This window comes from Kribbella sp. NPDC051587 (assembly GCF_044453945.1).
Classification (GTDB): Bacteria; Actinomycetota; Actinomycetes; order Propionibacteriales; family Kribbellaceae; genus Kribbella.
The window spans coordinates 74997-91021 of sequence record NZ_JBITDE010000010.1; the positions used below are offsets into that span (position 1 = coordinate 74997).

At 68.2% G+C, this 16025-nt stretch carries 17 protein-coding genes; 8 read left to right on the plus strand and 9 right to left on the minus strand.

Annotated features, from left to right (window positions below):
• Nucleotides 1–10 precede the first annotated feature (10 nt).
• From ACIA49_RS29860 to ACIA49_RS29870, 3 genes are all read left to right on the plus strand, one after another.
• Complete coding sequence (locus ACIA49_RS29860) at nt 11–634, plus strand: TetR/AcrR family transcriptional regulator (protein ID WP_396380927.1); 624 nt, start codon at nt 11–13, stop codon at nt 632–634.
• 68 nt (nt 635–702) lie between these two features.
• On the plus strand, nt 703–1392 hold the full coding sequence (locus ACIA49_RS29865) for an SDR family NAD(P)-dependent oxidoreductase (RefSeq protein ID WP_396380929.1): 690 nt from the start codon (nt 703–705) through the stop codon (nt 1390–1392).
• Nucleotides 1392–2399 carry an L-idonate 5-dehydrogenase gene (locus ACIA49_RS29870; protein ID WP_396380931.1) on the plus strand — a complete coding sequence of 336 codons (1008 nt, stop codon included), beginning with the start codon at nt 1392–1394 and terminating at the stop codon, nt 2397–2399. Before ACIA49_RS29865 ends, ACIA49_RS29870 begins: the two co-directional genes overlap by 1 nt.
• On the opposite strand, the gene ACIA49_RS29875 is transcribed toward ACIA49_RS29870, so the two are convergent.
• Together ACIA49_RS29875 and ACIA49_RS29880 are read right to left on the minus strand one after the other, a co-directional pair.
• A complete protein-coding gene (locus ACIA49_RS29875; protein ID WP_396380932.1) occupies nt 2382–3461 on the minus strand; it encodes an adenosine deaminase in 1080 nt (359 codons plus the stop codon). The two genes, ACIA49_RS29870 and ACIA49_RS29875, sit on opposite strands and share 18 nt — an antisense overlap.
• Before the next feature lie 20 nt (nt 3462–3481).
• Nucleotides 3482–3955 (minus strand): nitroreductase family deazaflavin-dependent oxidoreductase, encoded by a 474-nt coding sequence (locus tag ACIA49_RS29880; RefSeq protein WP_396380933.1) that lies wholly within the window; start codon nt 3953–3955, stop codon nt 3482–3484.
• A 117-nt stretch (nt 3956–4072) separates the two neighbouring features.
• On the opposite strand from ACIA49_RS29880, the gene ACIA49_RS29885 reads away from it, so the two are divergent.
• Nucleotides 4073–4762, plus strand: coding sequence for a TetR/AcrR family transcriptional regulator (locus ACIA49_RS29885; RefSeq protein WP_396380934.1), 690 nt, complete (start codon nt 4073–4075; stop codon nt 4760–4762).
• On the opposite strand, the gene aat is transcribed toward ACIA49_RS29885, so the two are convergent.
• On the minus strand, nt 4755–5420 hold the full coding sequence (gene aat, locus ACIA49_RS29890) for a leucyl/phenylalanyl-tRNA--protein transferase (protein WP_396380935.1): 666 nt from the start codon (nt 5418–5420) through the stop codon (nt 4755–4757). The genes ACIA49_RS29885 and aat overlap by 8 nt on opposite strands.
• Nucleotides 5421–5553: 133 nt before the next feature.
• Between aat and ACIA49_RS29895 the strand changes: the two genes are divergently transcribed.
• The gene (locus tag ACIA49_RS29895; RefSeq protein ID WP_396380936.1) at nt 5554–6249 is read left to right on the plus strand and encodes an EcsC family protein; all 696 of its coding nucleotides are present in this window, start codon (nt 5554–5556) and stop codon (nt 6247–6249) included.
• Between the two features lie 20 nt (nt 6250–6269).
• On the opposite strand, the gene ACIA49_RS29900 is transcribed toward ACIA49_RS29895, so the two are convergent.
• Nucleotides 6270–7196 carry a hydroxymethylglutaryl-CoA lyase gene (locus tag ACIA49_RS29900; RefSeq protein WP_396380938.1) on the minus strand — a complete coding sequence of 309 codons (927 nt, stop codon included), beginning with the start codon at nt 7194–7196 and terminating at the stop codon, nt 6270–6272.
• Nucleotides 7197–7243: 47 nt separating this feature from the next.
• Between ACIA49_RS29900 and ACIA49_RS29905 the strand changes: the two genes are divergently transcribed.
• On the plus strand, nt 7244–7876 hold the full coding sequence (locus tag ACIA49_RS29905; RefSeq protein ID WP_396380939.1) for a GNAT family N-acetyltransferase: 633 nt from the start codon (nt 7244–7246) through the stop codon (nt 7874–7876).
• Here ACIA49_RS29905 and ACIA49_RS29910 read toward each other — a convergent pair.
• Nucleotides 7873–9996 (minus strand): hypothetical protein, encoded by a 2124-nt coding sequence (locus ACIA49_RS29910; protein WP_396380940.1) that lies wholly within the window; start codon nt 9994–9996, stop codon nt 7873–7875. The genes ACIA49_RS29905 and ACIA49_RS29910 overlap by 4 nt on opposite strands.
• Before the next feature lie 68 nt (nt 9997–10064).
• On the opposite strand from ACIA49_RS29910, the gene ACIA49_RS29915 reads away from it, so the two are divergent.
• Entirely contained in the window at nt 10065–10358 is a 294-nt protein-coding gene (locus ACIA49_RS29915; protein ID WP_396380941.1) for an alpha/beta fold hydrolase, read from the plus strand.
• Here the strand turns inward: ACIA49_RS29915 and ACIA49_RS29920 are convergent.
• The 4 genes from ACIA49_RS29920 to ACIA49_RS29935 all read right to left on the minus strand — a co-directional run bounded on the left by ACIA49_RS29920 (nt 10352) and on the right by ACIA49_RS29935 (nt 15206).
• Nucleotides 10352–12196 carry a hypothetical protein gene (locus ACIA49_RS29920; RefSeq protein WP_396380943.1) on the minus strand — a complete coding sequence of 615 codons (1845 nt, stop codon included), beginning with the start codon at nt 12194–12196 and terminating at the stop codon, nt 10352–10354. The genes ACIA49_RS29915 and ACIA49_RS29920 overlap by 7 nt on opposite strands.
• Before the next feature lie 66 nt (nt 12197–12262).
• Nucleotides 12263–13036, minus strand: coding sequence for a metallophosphoesterase family protein (locus ACIA49_RS29925; protein ID WP_396380945.1), 774 nt, complete (start codon nt 13034–13036; stop codon nt 12263–12265).
• 44 nt (nt 13037–13080) lie between these two features.
• On the minus strand, nt 13081–14493 hold the full coding sequence (locus ACIA49_RS29930) for a hypothetical protein (protein WP_396380946.1): 1413 nt from the start codon (nt 14491–14493) through the stop codon (nt 13081–13083).
• On the minus strand, nt 14478–15206 hold the full coding sequence (locus tag ACIA49_RS29935) for a hypothetical protein (protein WP_396380948.1): 729 nt from the start codon (nt 15204–15206) through the stop codon (nt 14478–14480). Before ACIA49_RS29935 ends, ACIA49_RS29930 begins: the two co-directional genes overlap by 16 nt.
• 208 nt (nt 15207–15414) lie before the next feature.
• Between ACIA49_RS29935 and ACIA49_RS29940 the strand changes: the two genes are divergently transcribed.
• Nucleotides 15415–15942, plus strand: coding sequence for a MarR family winged helix-turn-helix transcriptional regulator (locus ACIA49_RS29940; protein WP_132171411.1), 528 nt, complete (start codon nt 15415–15417; stop codon nt 15940–15942).
• The last annotated feature ends 83 nt before the right edge of the window (nt 15943–16025 follow it).

Sequence of the window (16025 nt, forward strand, 5' to 3'; positions counted from 1 at the left end):
TAGTCTGCAGATGGACTCTGACTCGGCAACAGTCGACGCAGCCCCGCTGGGCCGTCGGGAGCGGAGCAAGGCGGCGCTGCGGCAGCGGCTGCTGGAGGCGGCGCTGGCCGCCTTCGCGGAGAAGGGCTATCGGGCTTCGACGATCGACGAGATCGCCGAACGCGCCGACGTCGCCCGCGCCACGGCCTTCAACCACTACCCGCGCAAGGAGGACTTCCTCCTCGAGCTGATCCTGAAACGGCGGCAGAGCATTCGCGAGGGGCTCGAGCAGCAACTGCAGGCCGGAGAGCGGAGCGTGCTCGACGTCATCCAGGGCGTCGCCCGGGCGGCCGCCCACTCCTATGAGGCGGACCGGGAGACGAACCAGGCGATGATGCGGGCGGTCCTCCACTCCGGCGTGATGGCCACGGCCGGCTCGCACTCGACCGGCCTCCTCTTCGGTCAGGCCATCGCCGTCGGGCAGGAACGCGGCGAGATCCGCACCGACCTGGACGCCTTCGCGATCGGCAACCTGCTCTTCGACAGTTACGTGGGCATCCTCTACCGCTGGGGCCTGGACGAGGTCGAGGTGTCCCTGGAAGAGGCTTTCGGCACTGTTCATGACGTCGTGGTCACCGGAATTTCACCGCGCTAGACCAGCGCGAAGTACGCCGTGATCCGGCAGGCTTGGAGCCACTGACCGTTGCTTCGAGGGGAATGCACATGAGCAGAGCGAGTCGCCGGGCCGTCCTCGGCGGTGCTGTCGCCACCGCCGCCGGTATCGCCGCAAGTGGAACGTCTACCGCCGCCACCCGCCGCACGCCCGGCAGATTCACCGGGAAGGTCGTGCTGATCACCGGTGGAACCTCCGGTATCGGCGAGGCCACCGCCTGCGCCTTCGCCGCGGCCGGGGCACGCGTCGTCCTCGGTGGCCGGCGAACAGCGCTGGGCCGCGAGGTCGAACGCACCATCCGAGCTGCGCGAGGAGAAGCGACGTACCTGGAGAGCGACGTCCGCTCGGCCTCGTCGATGGAGGGGTTCGTCACTGAGGCCGTACGGCGTTATGGGCGGCTCGACATCGCGTTCAACAACGCCGGCGTCCCGGTCGGGTCGGTCGCGGAGTGGAGCGATGGGCTGGCTACGAACGCGCACGGGCAGTTCCTCGCGATGAAGTACGAGCTCCCGCACCTGATCGCGAGCGGCGGCGGGCACATCATCAGCAACTCACCATCCGCGCAGGACCTGGTCAAGACCGCCGCAGCCGAGTACGGCGTACAGGGGGTTCGCGTGAACACGCTGCTGGCGGGGGCGGTACCGGCTGCCGCGGTTGCGCAGGCTGTGCTCGGTCTCGCGGGTGACGAGTTCAGCTATCTGAACGGTACGACGATTCCGGTCGGCGGTGCGTCCGCCTGATGCAGGCCGTTGTCGTGCATGGCCCTGGCGATGTCCGCGTCGAGTCACGGCCGGATCCGTCGCCAGGGCCTGGTGAGGTACTGGTCGCGATGGAGTGGGGCGGCATCTGCGGGAGTGACATCTCCTACGCGCGACACGGCTCCTCCGGTACGGCGGTCCTCCGTCATCCACTCGCGCTCGGTCACGAGGTGGCGGGGCGGATCGCCGTACTGGGTTCGGGAGTTTCGTCTTATGGGGTTGGGGATCCGGTGACTGTGCATCCGGCGTCGCCGTCGTCGGAGCCGCTGCCTGAGTTGGTGGCGGGGCGGACGAACCTGCATCGGGAGGTTCGGTACTTCGGGTCGGCGGCCTTCGATCCCCACGAGGATGGCGGGTTCTCGACGTACCGGGTGGTGCGGGTGGATCAGTTGCGGGCGCTGCCGGCTGGGTTGTCCACGCGGATTGCTGCGTTGGCCGAGCCGCTGGCCGTTGCCTTGCATGCGGTCGGGCGGCTGGGGGATGTGCGAGGCCAGTTCGTCTTCGTGAACGGCGCTGGGTCGATCGGGTCGCTGGTGGTCGCGGCCTTGAAGGCTCGTGGGGCTAGGCGAGTGGCGAGTGCAGACGTGACCGCTGAGGCGTTGGCGATGGCCTCGGCCATGGGTGCGGACCACCTGTTCGATGCGGCCGTGGGGTTGCCGAACGACAGCGCCTTGGTGGTCGAGGCTTCTGGCGTTCCTGGGGCGCTCGGTGCGGTGCTGCGCGCAACGGCTCGCGGCGGAACCGTCGTACAAGTGGGGAACCTGCCGATCGCGCCGACGCCTGCTGTGCTGGGCGATCTGGTGAGTCGCGAGATCACGTGGACCGGTTCATATCGGTTCGTCGACGAGATCACTGAGGCCGTCGCATTGTTGGCCGGTGGGCTCGACGTGACGCCCATGATCGCGGGCGAGTACGACCTGGCCGACGCCGCCGCTGCGATCGATGCCGCGGCGACGACAGCCGGGAAAGTCCTACTCCGCTTGGGCTAGCGCCTCGGCGTACCAGGGCTTGATGATCGTGTCGATGATCGCGAGGCGCTCGTCGAACGGGATGAACGCGGACTTCATCGCATTGATCGCGAACCAGCGGAAGTCCGCCAGCCCGTAGCCGAACGTCTCCGCGAGCAACGCCAGCTCGCGACTCATCGACGTACCGCTCATCAGCCGGTTGTCGGTGTTGACGGTGACCCGGAAACGCAGCTTGGTCAGCAGCCCGATCGGGTGCTCGGCCAGCGACGCGGCCGCGCCGGTCTGCAGGTTCGAACTCGGGCACATCTCCAGCGGAATCCGCCTGTCCCGCACGTACGCCGCCAGCCGCCCCAGCTCCACCTTCTCCCCCGCCGGGTCATGGCTGATGTCGTCGATGATCCGCACGCCATGCCCGAGTCGGTCCGCGCCACACCACTGGATCGCCTGCCAGATCGACGGCAACCCGAACGCCTCGCCGGCGTGAATCGTGAAGTGCGCGTTCTCCCGCTGCAGGTACTCGAACGCATCCAGGTGCCGGGTCGGCGGGTACCCCGCCTCCGCCCCGGCGATGTCGAAACCGACCACGCCCGCATCGCGGTACCGCACCGACAACTCCGCGATCTCCATCGACCGCGCCTGATGCCGCATCGCTGTCAGCAGCTGCCGCGCCACGATCGGCCGCTCCGCCACTGCCATCCCGTGCTCGAACCCCTCCCGCACGGCATCCACCACCTGCTCCAGCGACAACCCCTTGGTCAGATGCTGCTCCGGCGCATACCGCACCTCCGCATACACCACCCCGTCAGCCGCCAGATCCTGCACACACTCACTCGCCACCCGCGAGATCGCCTCAGCCGTCTGCATCACCGCCACCGTGTGATCAAACGTCTCCAGGTACCGCTCCAACGACCCCGAGTCCGCCGACTCCACAAACCACTGCCCCAGCTCCCCCGCATCCTCCCGAGGCACCCGATGCCCAACCTCCCGCGCCAGCTCCACCACCGTCGCCGGCCGCAACCCACCATCCAGATGGTCATGCAAAAGCACCTTCGGCGCCGCGTTCAACTGCTCAGCCGTGATCATCCACCCATCCTGCCACCGCGTCAGGCGGGGGTGATGCGGAAGGCGGGGACGCCGGGGGCGATGTGGTGGAGGACCTCGTCGGGGGAGGTTTTGGTGACGTCGCCTTCGAAGAAGGCGCCTACCTCCCAGGACCACTTCTTGAGGTAAAGGCGGAGGACGGGGAGCTTGTCGGCGTCGGTGAGCTCGACGGCGCGGAAGGTTTCGGTACGGCGGCCGAGCTGGAGGAGGGCTTCGGGGGTGGCGCGGAGGTTCTTGACCCATTGGGTGTGGCCGCGGGGGGCGACGAGGTAGCGCTGGCCGTCGATGACGAGGAGGTTGACAGGGGTGCTGCGCCACTCGCCGGACTTGCGGCCGCGGACGGAGAGGACGCGGCTGCCCATCAGGCTGAGGCCGAGCTTGGTGAGTCCGGCGACCATGCGGTTGAAGACGCGCATGCTGCTCTCGCCGCCGGTGAAGACGCGCTTGCTGTCGTAGGTCTGCTTGTACTCCGGCATCGTCGTGCCCTTCTCGAAGTCATTTGCGAGAGCAGTGCTCTCTGTTGTGATCAGTGAACACGGAAGCACCGCTCACTGTCAAGAGCACTGCTCTCGGTTTTGTGGCAGACTGGGCTCATGAGCGCCGGACGTACTGCCCGTGAGCGAGCCCGGGCCGAGCTGACCGACGAGATCAAGGCGGCCGCGCGACGGCAGTTGGAGACCAGCGGCGCCGAGAGCTTGTCGCTGCGGGCGATCTCGCGCGAGCTCGGCATGGTGTCGTCGTCCCTCTACCGCTACTTCCCCAGCCGGGACGACCTGCTCACCGCGCTCATCATCGACGCGTACGACGCTCTCGGCGAGGCCGCGGAGCGTGCAGCGAACCAGGTGTACCCGCACCCCCGCGAGGCGTGGATCGCCGTGTACGCCGCGGTCCGCAACTGGGCCCTCGCCAACCGCCACGAGTACGCGCTGATCTACGGATCACCCATCGCCGGCTACCAGGCACCGCAGACCACCGTGCAGCCAGCGGCACGCGTGCCGCTGGTGCTGCTGCGCATCCTCGGCCAGGCACACGCCGAGGGTTGGCTCGACGACCTGGACGCGCCCGAGCCCACTGGCCGGCTCGCGGAGCAGGTCGACGTACTGACCGAGTTCGCGCCCGGCGTACCGCGGCGGATGCTGTTGCGGATGGCGATCGTGTGGACGCAGCTGTTCGGGATGATCAGCTTCGAGCTGTTCGGTCAGCTGGTCGGATCGATGGACCCGGCCGACGACTTCTTCGCCGAGACCAGCCGTCAGATGGCCGCGTTCGTGGGGATCAGCTGAACGCCTTCGGCAGGGGCAGCGCGAGCGCGCCCCGCACCCGCCGTACATAGTCTTCGCGCGGGATCGAGATCGCGCCCATCGTCGCCAGGTGGTCGGTCACCCACTGGATGTCGAACACCCGCTCCTCGGCGTACTCGTCGTCCAGGAGCTCGATCAGCCCGGCCACGGCCGCCTTCGACCCGTCGGTCTTGTGGTGGAACATCGACTCCCCGGCGAACAGTCCGCCGATCGCGACGCCGTACAGGCCGCCCGCGAGCTCGTCGCCGTCCCACGCCTCGACCGAGTGCACCCAGCCGAGCCGGTGCAGTTCGGTGTACGACGCGATGATGTCCCGATCGATCCAGGCGCCGGTACGGCGTGGGTCGGCGCAGGCCCGGATCACTTGGTCGAACGCCGTGTTCACCCGGATCTCGAACTTCGCCCGGGCCCGCCGTACCGTCCGCGTCGGCCGGTACCCGGCCACCTCGATCACGCCGCGGTCCACCGGCGACCACCACAGCAACGAACTGCGGTGGTCCGGCATCGGGAACAACCCCTGCCGGTACGCCGCCAGTACCGTACCCGGGCGCAGATCCGCCCCACCCGCCACCACGTCACCGTCGCCGGCGACCGACACCGGCGGGAACTCCCACACAGACGCAGCAGGCTCGACAGGCACCCTCACATCCTGGACCACGACGAATCCCAGGGGACACCGAGGGTTTGTCCCGAGTGGCGCGGGCACCTGGGCCACGTAGAGTTGAAGGCACGCCCGGGCTCCCGACACGTGAGGTCAGGCGGGAAGGAGCACTGTGGCCGGAGTAGCCAGGTTCGTTGCCAGTAGTCTCGCGCCCGCTGCCCAGCGGTTCGCGCCCCAAGCTGCCGCGGGCGTACTGCGCCAGATCCTCGAGTTCGCCATCGACGGGTACCAGCGGTTCCCGAGCGCCGAGCGGGTCGCGGAGAACAAACTCGCCAAGGTCGGCGGCGACCCACAGCTCGCCATCGACGCCGTGATCGACCAGCACATCCGGCTCGCCGGCGTCCAGGGCTTCGTCACCAGCATCGGTGGCCTCGTCACCCTCCCCGTCGCGCTCCCGGCGAACATGACCGGCATCGCCATCGTGCAGGCGCGGATGGTCGCCGCGATCGCCCACCTGCGCGGCTACGACCTCGACGACCCCCGCGTCCGTACGGCGGTCATCACCTGCCTGCTCGGCGAGGACGGGGTCACCGACCGCCTGAAGAAGTCCAGCCTGGTGACCTCACCCCTGGCCATCGCCACCGCACCCGTCTTCGACCCCGAGCTCGACCGCCAGGTCGCCACCGAGGTCGTCGCCGAACTGATCGCCCGCGTCAGCGGCAAACGGATGGCCATCACCGTCACCCGCCGCGTCCCACTCCTCGGCGGCGCCGTCGGAGCCACCGTCGACGGCTGGTCGACGTACCGGATCGGTCAGTACGCCGACAAGAGCCTCATCCGCCGCATCCGCCGCCCCATCGAGCCCTAGGCACCGTTCGGTTCGACAGGTCAGCCCGCGAGGGCCTGGACGACGCGGCTGGGCGACGGCTTGCCGAGCTTTTCGGCCATCCAGACGCTGGTCTCGACGAGCTTGGGGAGGTCGACGCCGGTCTTGATGCCGAGGCCGTCGAGCTGCCAGAGCAGGTCCTCGGTGGCGAGGTTGCCGGTGGCGGACTCGGCGTACGGGCAACCGCCCAGACCACCGGCGGAGCTGTCGACCGTGGTGACGCCTTCACGGAAGGCGGTGAGGGTGTTGGCGAGGGCCTGGCCGTAGGTGTCGTGGAAGTGCACGGCGAGCTTGTCGGTGCTGACGCCGGCCGCGGTGAAGGCGGCGATCAGCGCGGTGACGTGGCCGGGGGTCGCGACGCCGATGGTGTCGCCGAGCGAGAGCTCGTGGCAGCCGAGATCGACCAGCCGGGCGCCGACCTTGACGACCTGGTCGATCGGTACGTCACCCTCCCACGGATCGCCGTAACACATCGACACGTAGCCGCGGACGGTCAAACCCTCGTTGAGCGCGCGCTCAACCGTCGGGGTGAACATCGCGAACTGCTCGTCCACGGTCGAGTTCAGGTTCTTCGCCGCGAAGGTCTCGGTGGCGCTGGCGAAGATCGCGATCTCCCGGACGCCCGACGCGAGGGCGCGGTCGAGGCCGCGCTCGTTCGGGACCAGGACCGGCGCGCGGACGTCGTCCGGCAACTCGAGCTTGGCCAGCAGTTCAGTCGCGTCGGCGAGCTGCGGAACCCACTTCGGGTGCACGAAGCTCGTCGTCTCCACGGTCCGCAGCCCGGCGTCGACCAGCCGGCGGATGAACTCCGCCTTGACCTCGACATCGACGATCGCCGACTCGTTCTGCAACCCGTCCCGCGGCCCGACCTCGTAGATCGTGACCTCGGTAGGCAGCCCGTCGGCCTGCACCAGCTGCGGTGTCCGCATGTGTCGCCTCCGTGCGTTCGGTGGGTTCTCCACCACAATGGCTCGTGATGACAACTCTGGCCGACATTCTGCAAGGCGTCGAAGGCGGAGCCTTCCCAATCCCGGATCTCAGCGTGACAGTTGTCTCACCGCCCTCCGCGCGCGAGTCCTGCGTGATGGCCTTCACCGCCCACACCGTGGTCGCCGCCGACGTCGACACCACCTGGGTCACCGCACGGCTCACACCTGAGGACCCGGCCGAGCCCGTCTCCCCGCCGTTCCTGACCGCACTCGCCGCCGCGACCGGCCGGTCCGCGCACACCCTCGACGCGATGCTCCTCGCGCCTGCCCTCCCGGAGCCCGCCGTACAGGCTGATCTCACCGAGTTCACCGACCACGATCACCCACGGCTGGCCCGAGCACTGCAGTATCGCGACGACGTCCGCGCGTACGTCGACCCGTACGGCGGCGGCGTCGTCATCATCGGCCGCGGCGTGGCCGGACGCCTCGAGTGCGCCATCGAAGTCCCCGAGTCCGCCCAAGGCCAAGGCCACGGCCGCCGACTCGCCCAAGCCGCCCGCACCCTCATCCCCGCCGACGCCCACCTCTGGGCCCAAGTAACCCCCGGCAACGCCGCGTCGTTCCGCGCCTTCCTAGCCGCCGGCTACCAAATCGTCGGCTCAGAAATCCTCTTCTTCTAGTGGCAGTGCTCCGGGGAGCGGCTGGCGGCAGCCACGGCGGTGAGGTTGGTTGGAGCGCCCGGTACGGCGGCCTTTGGGGTTAGGGAGCCGTCTGCGCGGCGGCGGCGGGTGAAGGCTTGGCCGGCGGAGATCGCGGTGAGCTGGAGTTCGCCGGACGTCGAGGATGCTGCGACCTGGTCGGCGGGATCGCCGGTTGCGGTCGGAAATTGCCAGGTGCCGTCGGTGTGTTGGATCGCGTAGTGGAGTTGGCCGCCTGCGGCGATGACGACCATCATTTCGTCGCCGACGACGGTGACGGCGATGGAGGTGATGCCGGTCATGGTGGCGAACAGGTTTCGGGAGCTCCAGGTGCCGTTGCCGTTCCGGACCCGGTGGTAGATCCGGCCGGAAGCCTCGACCTGCATCATCTGGAAGGTGCCGTGGAACTCGGTGGCGGCGACCAGGTTCGCGGCATCGCCGAGGCGGTTCGGGCCGTCCCAGCGGCCGTCCGGGAACTGCATCAGGTGGTAGACGATCCCGCCCGAGGCGAAGGCCACTTGCAGGCAGCCGAGTACGACGGCGGCGGTCATCGATGACACGCCTCTGAGCTCGCCGAACAGGTTCCGGGTACTCCAACTGCCGTCGACGGCCCGCACCCGGTGGTAGACCGCGTCGCCGGTCATCTCCATCACGTTCAACGCACCGTTGAATTCGGATGCCGCTACCAGCCGGGCCGGGCCACCCAACGGGTTCGGACCGTTCCAGGTGTCACCAACCTCCTGGATCGCGTGGTGCACCGCGCTGTCCGAAGCCAGGATGACCTGCGCCTGGGGGTCCAGCGACGTACCGGGTGCGTCCAGCCGATAGAGCGCGGCCGCACCGGGCGCGAGCGAGACCGTGATCGAGGCCGCGCTCGGCTGGGCCGTGTAGGTCGTGGTGGCCGGGTCGAAGCGCGAGACGCGAGTCACCGTTGCCGTGTTCACGTTGATGGTCGCCTGCGCGGACGCCGAGTGGGACCAGTTCGCCACCAGCAGCCACCTCGTCCGCGGCTTCCGGTCCTTGCTGCGGAAGGTGCCGAGGACGACCGGGTTGCCGGAGGTGCTGGTCAGGAACGCGTCCGGTGTGAAGGGCTGCACGCTGGACGGGACCGACCCGTTCGCGTGCACTACGCGCTCCGACACAAGTGGCAGCAGTTCGGCGCCCGCCGGGGCGAGCCAGGTGGTGTTCACAGTCTTGGCGTAGTCGTAGATCGGGGACCGGTTGCCTTCGTAGTCGATCAGCGCGGGGCCGTAGCTCGGCGGCGGCTCCGGCGACCAGTAGCAGAAGTACTGGATGCCCTTGCAGCCATAGGCCAGGCTGACGTTGACCTGCCAGGCGAGCTCGGCGGCCGACGGCGATCGGTAGCGCCAGTGCGGGACGGAAAGGATGTAGATCCAGGTCGGCACCCCAGCACCCAGACCGGCCGCGCGAAACTCTTGCCACTCGGCGCAGTAGCCGCCGAAGTCACTGCCGTCGTCCATCAACGGGTAGCGGTCGTACGACAGCATCTGCGGCCGGACCGTGCTGGTGAACTCGTGGATGTAGTCCCGCCAGCCCCCGAAGTCGGGGAGCAGATTGATGTTCTGCAACAGGTTCGGGGCCGCCGCACGCAACGCAGCCGAGCCGGCCGCGAACCGCGGGAACTCGCTGGCCTGCGGCTCGTCGGTCAGCCGGAACCCCGCGAACGACGGATGCCGCGTGAACTCCGTACGCCGCTCCAAGGCCTTCTCGGGCCAGTTGACGACCAGCGCCTTCAGCCCGACCTGGTCGGTGAGGTCGAGCGTGCTGTGGACGTACGGCACTTCCTTGTCGTCGTCACTCGCGCCGACGAAGGAGAACGTGAACCCGGCATCCTTCATCTCCTGGAACCGCTCCAACAGGTTGAACCGCGGCTGCATCGACGGCGGCCAGAACGCGCCGATCGGGAACTCCGGACCGGAGATGATCGGCAGCGGCGAGCAAGGGGCGGCAAGCGCCTGCGTGGTCCTCGCGAGAGCTGTGGTGGCGGGCAGGAAAGGCAGGATACCGGCCGCGGCGGCGAGCTTCAGAAGTCCGCGGCGGGCGATCGTCGGCGTGGGCGTCGCGCTGGAATCGTCCGTCATGCAAGGAATTCGAGCACGCCCGCATCGACCGAACCACCGATGAAATCTCGCTCGAATACGATCGGACGGTGAAGTCGGCCAGGGTCGAGGTGCTGGGATGCTGGCTCCAGTACGTCGAAGTGGGCGTCGGTGATCCGGTGCTCTTCCTGCACGGGAACCCCACATCGTCGTACCTGCGACGAAAAGTCATCGGTGCGGTGGCTCGAACGGGCCGCCGGAGCATCGCGCTCCACCCGATCGGCAGGGGCGGATCCGGCAAGCCCGCGATCGACTACCGCCTCGTCGACCATCTGTCATTCGTTGAAGCCTTCATCGAAACGTCGGGGCTGTCGCCGCGATTGTCACCGCCAACCAGTCAGTGATCGCAGACCCGGACCTCCCGACCGAGATCGTCGCGGCACTCACCCACTGGCTCGGCCGCCTGAGCCCCTGATCGGGAAGCACCGGGTGGGTCTTTGGTGATTCGGTGGGTGCCGGTGGGGGTGACGTGGAAGGTGAAGCCGTGGGGTGTGGTCCATTCGAGGGTTGTGGGGTTGAGGCGGTGGACGGTCCAGCCTCGGGCGTGGGTTTTGACCCGGTGGCCGTGGCGGCTCAGCGGTGCGAGGTTGTCAGTGCTGGTCTGGCCTGGTGGGCCGAGGGAGTCATAGGGGCGGATGTGGTCGAGGTCGAGGGTGTGGGTGGTTTCGCGGGTGCCGTACGGGAAGAGTTCGACGGGGTGGGTGAGTTTGACGTGTTCGCGGATGCGGAGGGGGATTTCGTAGGCGTTGGCGCTGATGCCTTGATTGAGGTCGATGACGGGCTTGACGGTGTAGGGGCCGTACCCGATGGCTTCGGTGAGCTGGTCGGCGATCAGGGGCCCGACGTCTTCGACGCGGAGTACTCCGATGCCGGTGGCCAGGGTGTGGTCGGTGAGGTGGACGTAGATCTCGGTCTTGCCTGGGCGCGCGGGAACGCCTGACGTGCTGGGCCTGTTGTAGGCGTCGTGCCTGATCTGGGCCAGCCGGGCGGAGAGCGCGCGCCGGGTTTCGGCATCGAGTGGTTCACCGCCGTCGCCGGGGTCTGTGGGTAGTCCGGGTTCGAACACTTCCGAGTCCGAACTGGGTGGTGTGTCGAGGGGGTCGGGTAGGTCGCTAGTGCTGGGGTGGGGTGCGTCGCGGTCAGCGTCGTCACCGGGATCCGGTTCAGGCCAGTCGGGCAGGTCTTGAGCTGACGCAGCGACTGGGTCGTCCACGACCGGCGCACGCGCACCGCCAAGCCGACCGGCAGCCGGCGGGACTCCCACGCCAGGCGCGGGCGCCGGGGTGGGGTCGGGTGAGGAGTCCGGCGTAGACCTTGGCTCGGACGCTCGCGTCGGGGCGGGGCGCGGAGCAGGGCCGGGGGCCGGCTGTGTGAGGTTGGTGGTGTGGCGGGGGTGCGCGGCGGCTTGGGCTAGGAGTTCTTGGTGGTAGCGGGGGTCGGCGATGATGCCGACGGCGGTGGCCTGGCGGGCTTGCAGAGTGCGGGGGTCACCGATGTCCTTCAACGCATCGGCGATGGCTCGGATGGCCGCCTTGTTGCGTTTGATGTCGCCCGCGGCCGCGCGGATGTACATGGTCGCGGTGCCGTGCTCGTCGGCCTGGCCGGTGAACACTCCGCGCTCACGGGCCTTCTGAGCGGCTTGAGCACGAGCCTGGTCGGGGTCGGCGTGGTACTTGGCGGCGCGAACGATCCGCGCGAGCCGGCCCGGCGTGATGGAGTCGATCAGGCCGGCGACCCGGGCATCGACATACCGGGCGGCCGCTTCGGACAGGTCGGTGCAGTCGTCGACGATCCGAGCGGCCTTCCACGCGGTGGCCTCGTTGGCCAGGACCTTCGCCCAGGTTTGTGGAAACCGATGGCGTAGCCCGAGAGCGTTGCCGATGTAGCGGGCCGCGACCTGCGGCGAGACACCGATCACGACACCGAACTCGTCGACCGCGAACTCCACGACCGGCGGGCAGCCCTCACCGCCGTACACGACGGCACGCTCGCGGCCATCGGCCGCACGGCGACCGGGCCGGACCGAGTCGGGGAGATGGTCGGGGTGAAAGCGGTCGGCGTAGACCAGGGCGTGTTCGAAGACGCGGGTGTCACAACGGTTGGACAACGCGATGTGGTCCGCGACCGATTCGAGCAGGTCGCGGTTGGAGAGATCCGTGAGGTCCCCATCGAGATCGAACATGTGTTCTATTGTAGTCACAAAATGATAACGGACCAAATCCTCCTTACAGGCAAGGAGATACGCCCGTCAGTCCCGGTGGTACGTCGAGGTCTTGCCGGCGTAGAACGTGCCTCGGTAGATGCCGTGGACGATCTCGGCCTCGTAGGCGTCCAGCTCCGGGGCGCCGAGCTCGCGGGCCACGGCCAGTTCGGCCTGGGCGTCGTACGGGACGCGGACGAACTGGAGGGAGAACGGAGCTGTCGCGTCCGGGCCGCCTTCGAGGATCGTGTAGACGGGAGTCGGGTCCGTGAGGCTGTTGCCGACCGACCCGACGTTGATCAGCGCGCCGCGGAGGTCACACTCGTAGTACGGGTCGTGGATGTCGCCGTACGCGACCACTGTCGGAACCGGACCGTCGCCGGTGGCGGGCGTGTTCTCGAACATGCCCTCGTACGCCGTTGCGTCGTGGTCGAAGTAGACGCGGGTGTGCACGCTGGTCGCGGAGGCGTGGAAGATGCGGATCTGCCGGCCGCTCAGCTGGAAGTCGTGACAGAACGGGAGGTTGCGCAGCCAGGTGCGCTGGTCTTCGCGGAGCTCGTCATGCCACCAGAGCATGCTGCCGCCGGCCGGCCATTCGCGGTCCGGGTCGGGGAGGAAGTCGTCCCAGTTGCCGAGGATGTTCACCTCGCAGTCCTCGCGGCAGCGGTCGACCACGGCCTGGCCGCGCGGACCCTTGCCGATGTAGTCGCCGAGGTTGAAGATCCGGGTGATCCCGCGGGCCTCGATGTCCGCGAGGACTGCTTCGAGTGCGGTGAGGTTGCCGTGGACGTCCGAGATGAGGGCGATCCGCTCGAGCTGCATGCCCGCCATCGTTCAAGCCCGGACGACCCACGGCAAATCGTTTCTCACCAACTGCCCGCCGGACCGTCGTACGAGGAGGAGGATCCGCTGGCCGCATAGGCCCGCGACCCACCCGACGACCCCGAAGGACCGCCGCTACCACCTCGACTGCCGCCAGAAGAACCACCAGTAGAACCACCAGACGAGCCGGCGGACGAACCCCCGGATGAACCACCGCGACCACCACCAGATGACCCGCGACCACCCGAACCACTAGGGCCCGAGCTGCGCGGCCCGAAGGAGCTCGGCGTACTCCCGCCACCCCCACTCTCACCCGCAGAGTGCGAAGCCGCACCGGCTGCCGCGCCACCAGCCTTGCGGGCCGCCGTCAGCGCCGCACCCGCAGCTCCGAGTCCCGCACTGCCCACCGTCTGCGCGCCCGTCGCACCACCACCGCCAGCGCCTGCCCCAGCACCTGCACCGCCGCCCACGCCACCACCGGACCCGCCCAGCTTGGCCCGACCGACATTGATCGCACCGGTAGCGAGCCCACCCGGATCCGCGACGGCACTACCCATGGCAGCACTGCCACCGGCCACAGCAGCAGTCAGCGGTACGGCGAACCGCAGCAGCGCGGGCAGCGCGAACACGGCGAGCATCAGCAGCATGATCCCCGTCATCGCCCGCACCAACTGGTTGTCGCCGGGCATCATGGCGCCCTTGTTGAGCTTCATCGCGGCCGCGTAAATGAGTGCCGCGGCGGGCTTGTAGGCGATGAACGCCAACGACCATCCGCAGAACTTGCGGAACCACGTCCGCCCGACCTCGGTGTTCGTCGCTGCGGCCGCGAGCGGGAACGTCCCGGCCAGAAGGACGAGCATGGCGGACCGGATCAGCAACAGCACGATCTGGATCAGCGAGGCGAGCATCACCGTGACGGTCAGCCCGATCGACATCACGACCTGCCCGGAAGCGACGCCGACGTCGGTGAAGCCGCCGTTCGCGACGACGCTCTTGAAGCCTTCCTCGACATTGCCGCCGGAGGCGTCCTGGACGATGTACAGCGCGAAGTCGTCGGACCAGCTGCTCAAGGCCTGCAGCATGGCCGATCCCGCGCCGCAGACCAGCACGAACAGCATCATTGCCTTGAGCAACTCCTGCAACGGCTTGGCGCGCTGCTCCCAGGCCGTGCGGATGCCCGCGATGATGATCGCGACCGTGAAGACCGCGCCGACGACGGTGAGCGTGCTGTGCTGCAGGTACTCGACCGGGCCGGAATTCGTCCAGCCCTGGGACTCGTACGAGATAGTTGCCGTCGGCACCTTCAGCCAGAACGACGCCATCGCGTGGATCGAGTCGAGCGCGGCCTGCGCGACCTGGTGAGCCATCGCCTCCACCCCGGACTGCGCGACCGAGAGGAAGCCTTCCTTGACCTGACATCCGACTTCGAAGTTTCCGCACATCACAGACCACTCCACTTCACGAAGTCGGCGAGACTGCGCACCTGGACGAACGGGGCACCGACGGCATCACCCGGCGGTGGTGGTTGGAGCCGCCAGTCGTGGTCGTACCAGACCATCGTCACGGTGAGGGTCACCCACTGCTGCTCGACCGGTACGGCGAGCATCACCGTCACCTGATCGCGGTTGGCGGCGAGCACGCGGTACCCGGCCAGTTGGGTCGGCTCCGATTCGGTCGACGGTTTCGCACCAGCGAGGTCGCGCAGCATCGCGTCGGTCTCCGGCCCGGGCACCATGAGCTTGCGTGCGGTCGCCGCCACCTTGGTCTGATCCGCCAGCGCAGCAAGGACGTTGTACGCCGCGAACACCGCGCCCGTCGGCGAATGAGCGAAGCACCGCCGGAACCCGTCGGAGTCCGTAGCCGCCGGCCCGAAGACCGCCGACCGGGGAACCACTACTCGCCGGCTCACCTCCCAGCTGTCGGCAGCAGGCGCCGCACTGGGAAGTCCCTGATCACCAGCCGCCAGCGAGCACCCAGCGGACGGGGCAGTTGATTGCTGCACCACTTGACTTGGCACCACACTCACCGGCGCAGGTGCAGGCGCCGCCTGGGACTCGGTGGCGTCCCCGGTGACCAGCAGGATGACGCCGCAGGCGACGACCGCGGCGATCACGATGCACGCCGCGATGAACCCCGGCCCGAACCCCGTAGTGCTCTCGTTCTCGCTCATCCCGAGCCCCCGATCAAAGGTGGAGAACCTGCTGGGACCAGGCTTGCAAAAATCGGCCGACCGCCGCGGAAGTTATCCACAGGCACCCTGCGAACCGGTCTGGACAGGTGCTCGGTTACGCTCAGGAAGTTTGCGGCTCCCGGTCGATCTGTAGCCAAAAGGTCACCCCGTGTAGCGAAGTGAACTAGTCAGCTACTAGAGTCCGCGCATGACCATCGCGCCTTCGCTTTGCTCGCCCCTAGCGCTCGCCGATGCAGAACCCACCCGCGCCGCGGAACCCTGGGAAAGCGACGTCATCACGGCCTACGGTCTGCTGCGCGAAGCCGCAGCCGAGCTGGATCAGTTGATGCGGCACTCTCTCAAGCGCAGTGGTCTGCAAATGGCAATGTTCGAACTGTTGCTGCGGCTCGCCCGCAGTCACGGGGAGAAGCAGCGTTTGACCTCCCTGGCCCGGGAGTTGACCGTCACCACCGGCGGCATCACCCGGCTCGTCGACCGGGCCGAGAACCTCGGCCTGGTTCGTCGCGAACCCTGCCCTGACGACGCCCGCGGTTCCTACGCGGTGCTCACCGAGGAGGGGAAGCGGCGGCTGCGCGAAGCACTGCCGGATCACCTCCTGGAGATCGACAGCCTGTGGATGTCGCAGCTGTCCGACGAGCGCGACGTCGTGCTCGGCAAACTGCGCCGGGTCCGGGACAACGCACGTCGCTGGCCGAACGGCCGGCCCGCGCTCTGACGCAGCAGCACATCTAGCGGCGAGCAGTAAACCAGCAAGAACAACTTCAACGTATTACCCGGAACTAACGGATGGGGCGCTCG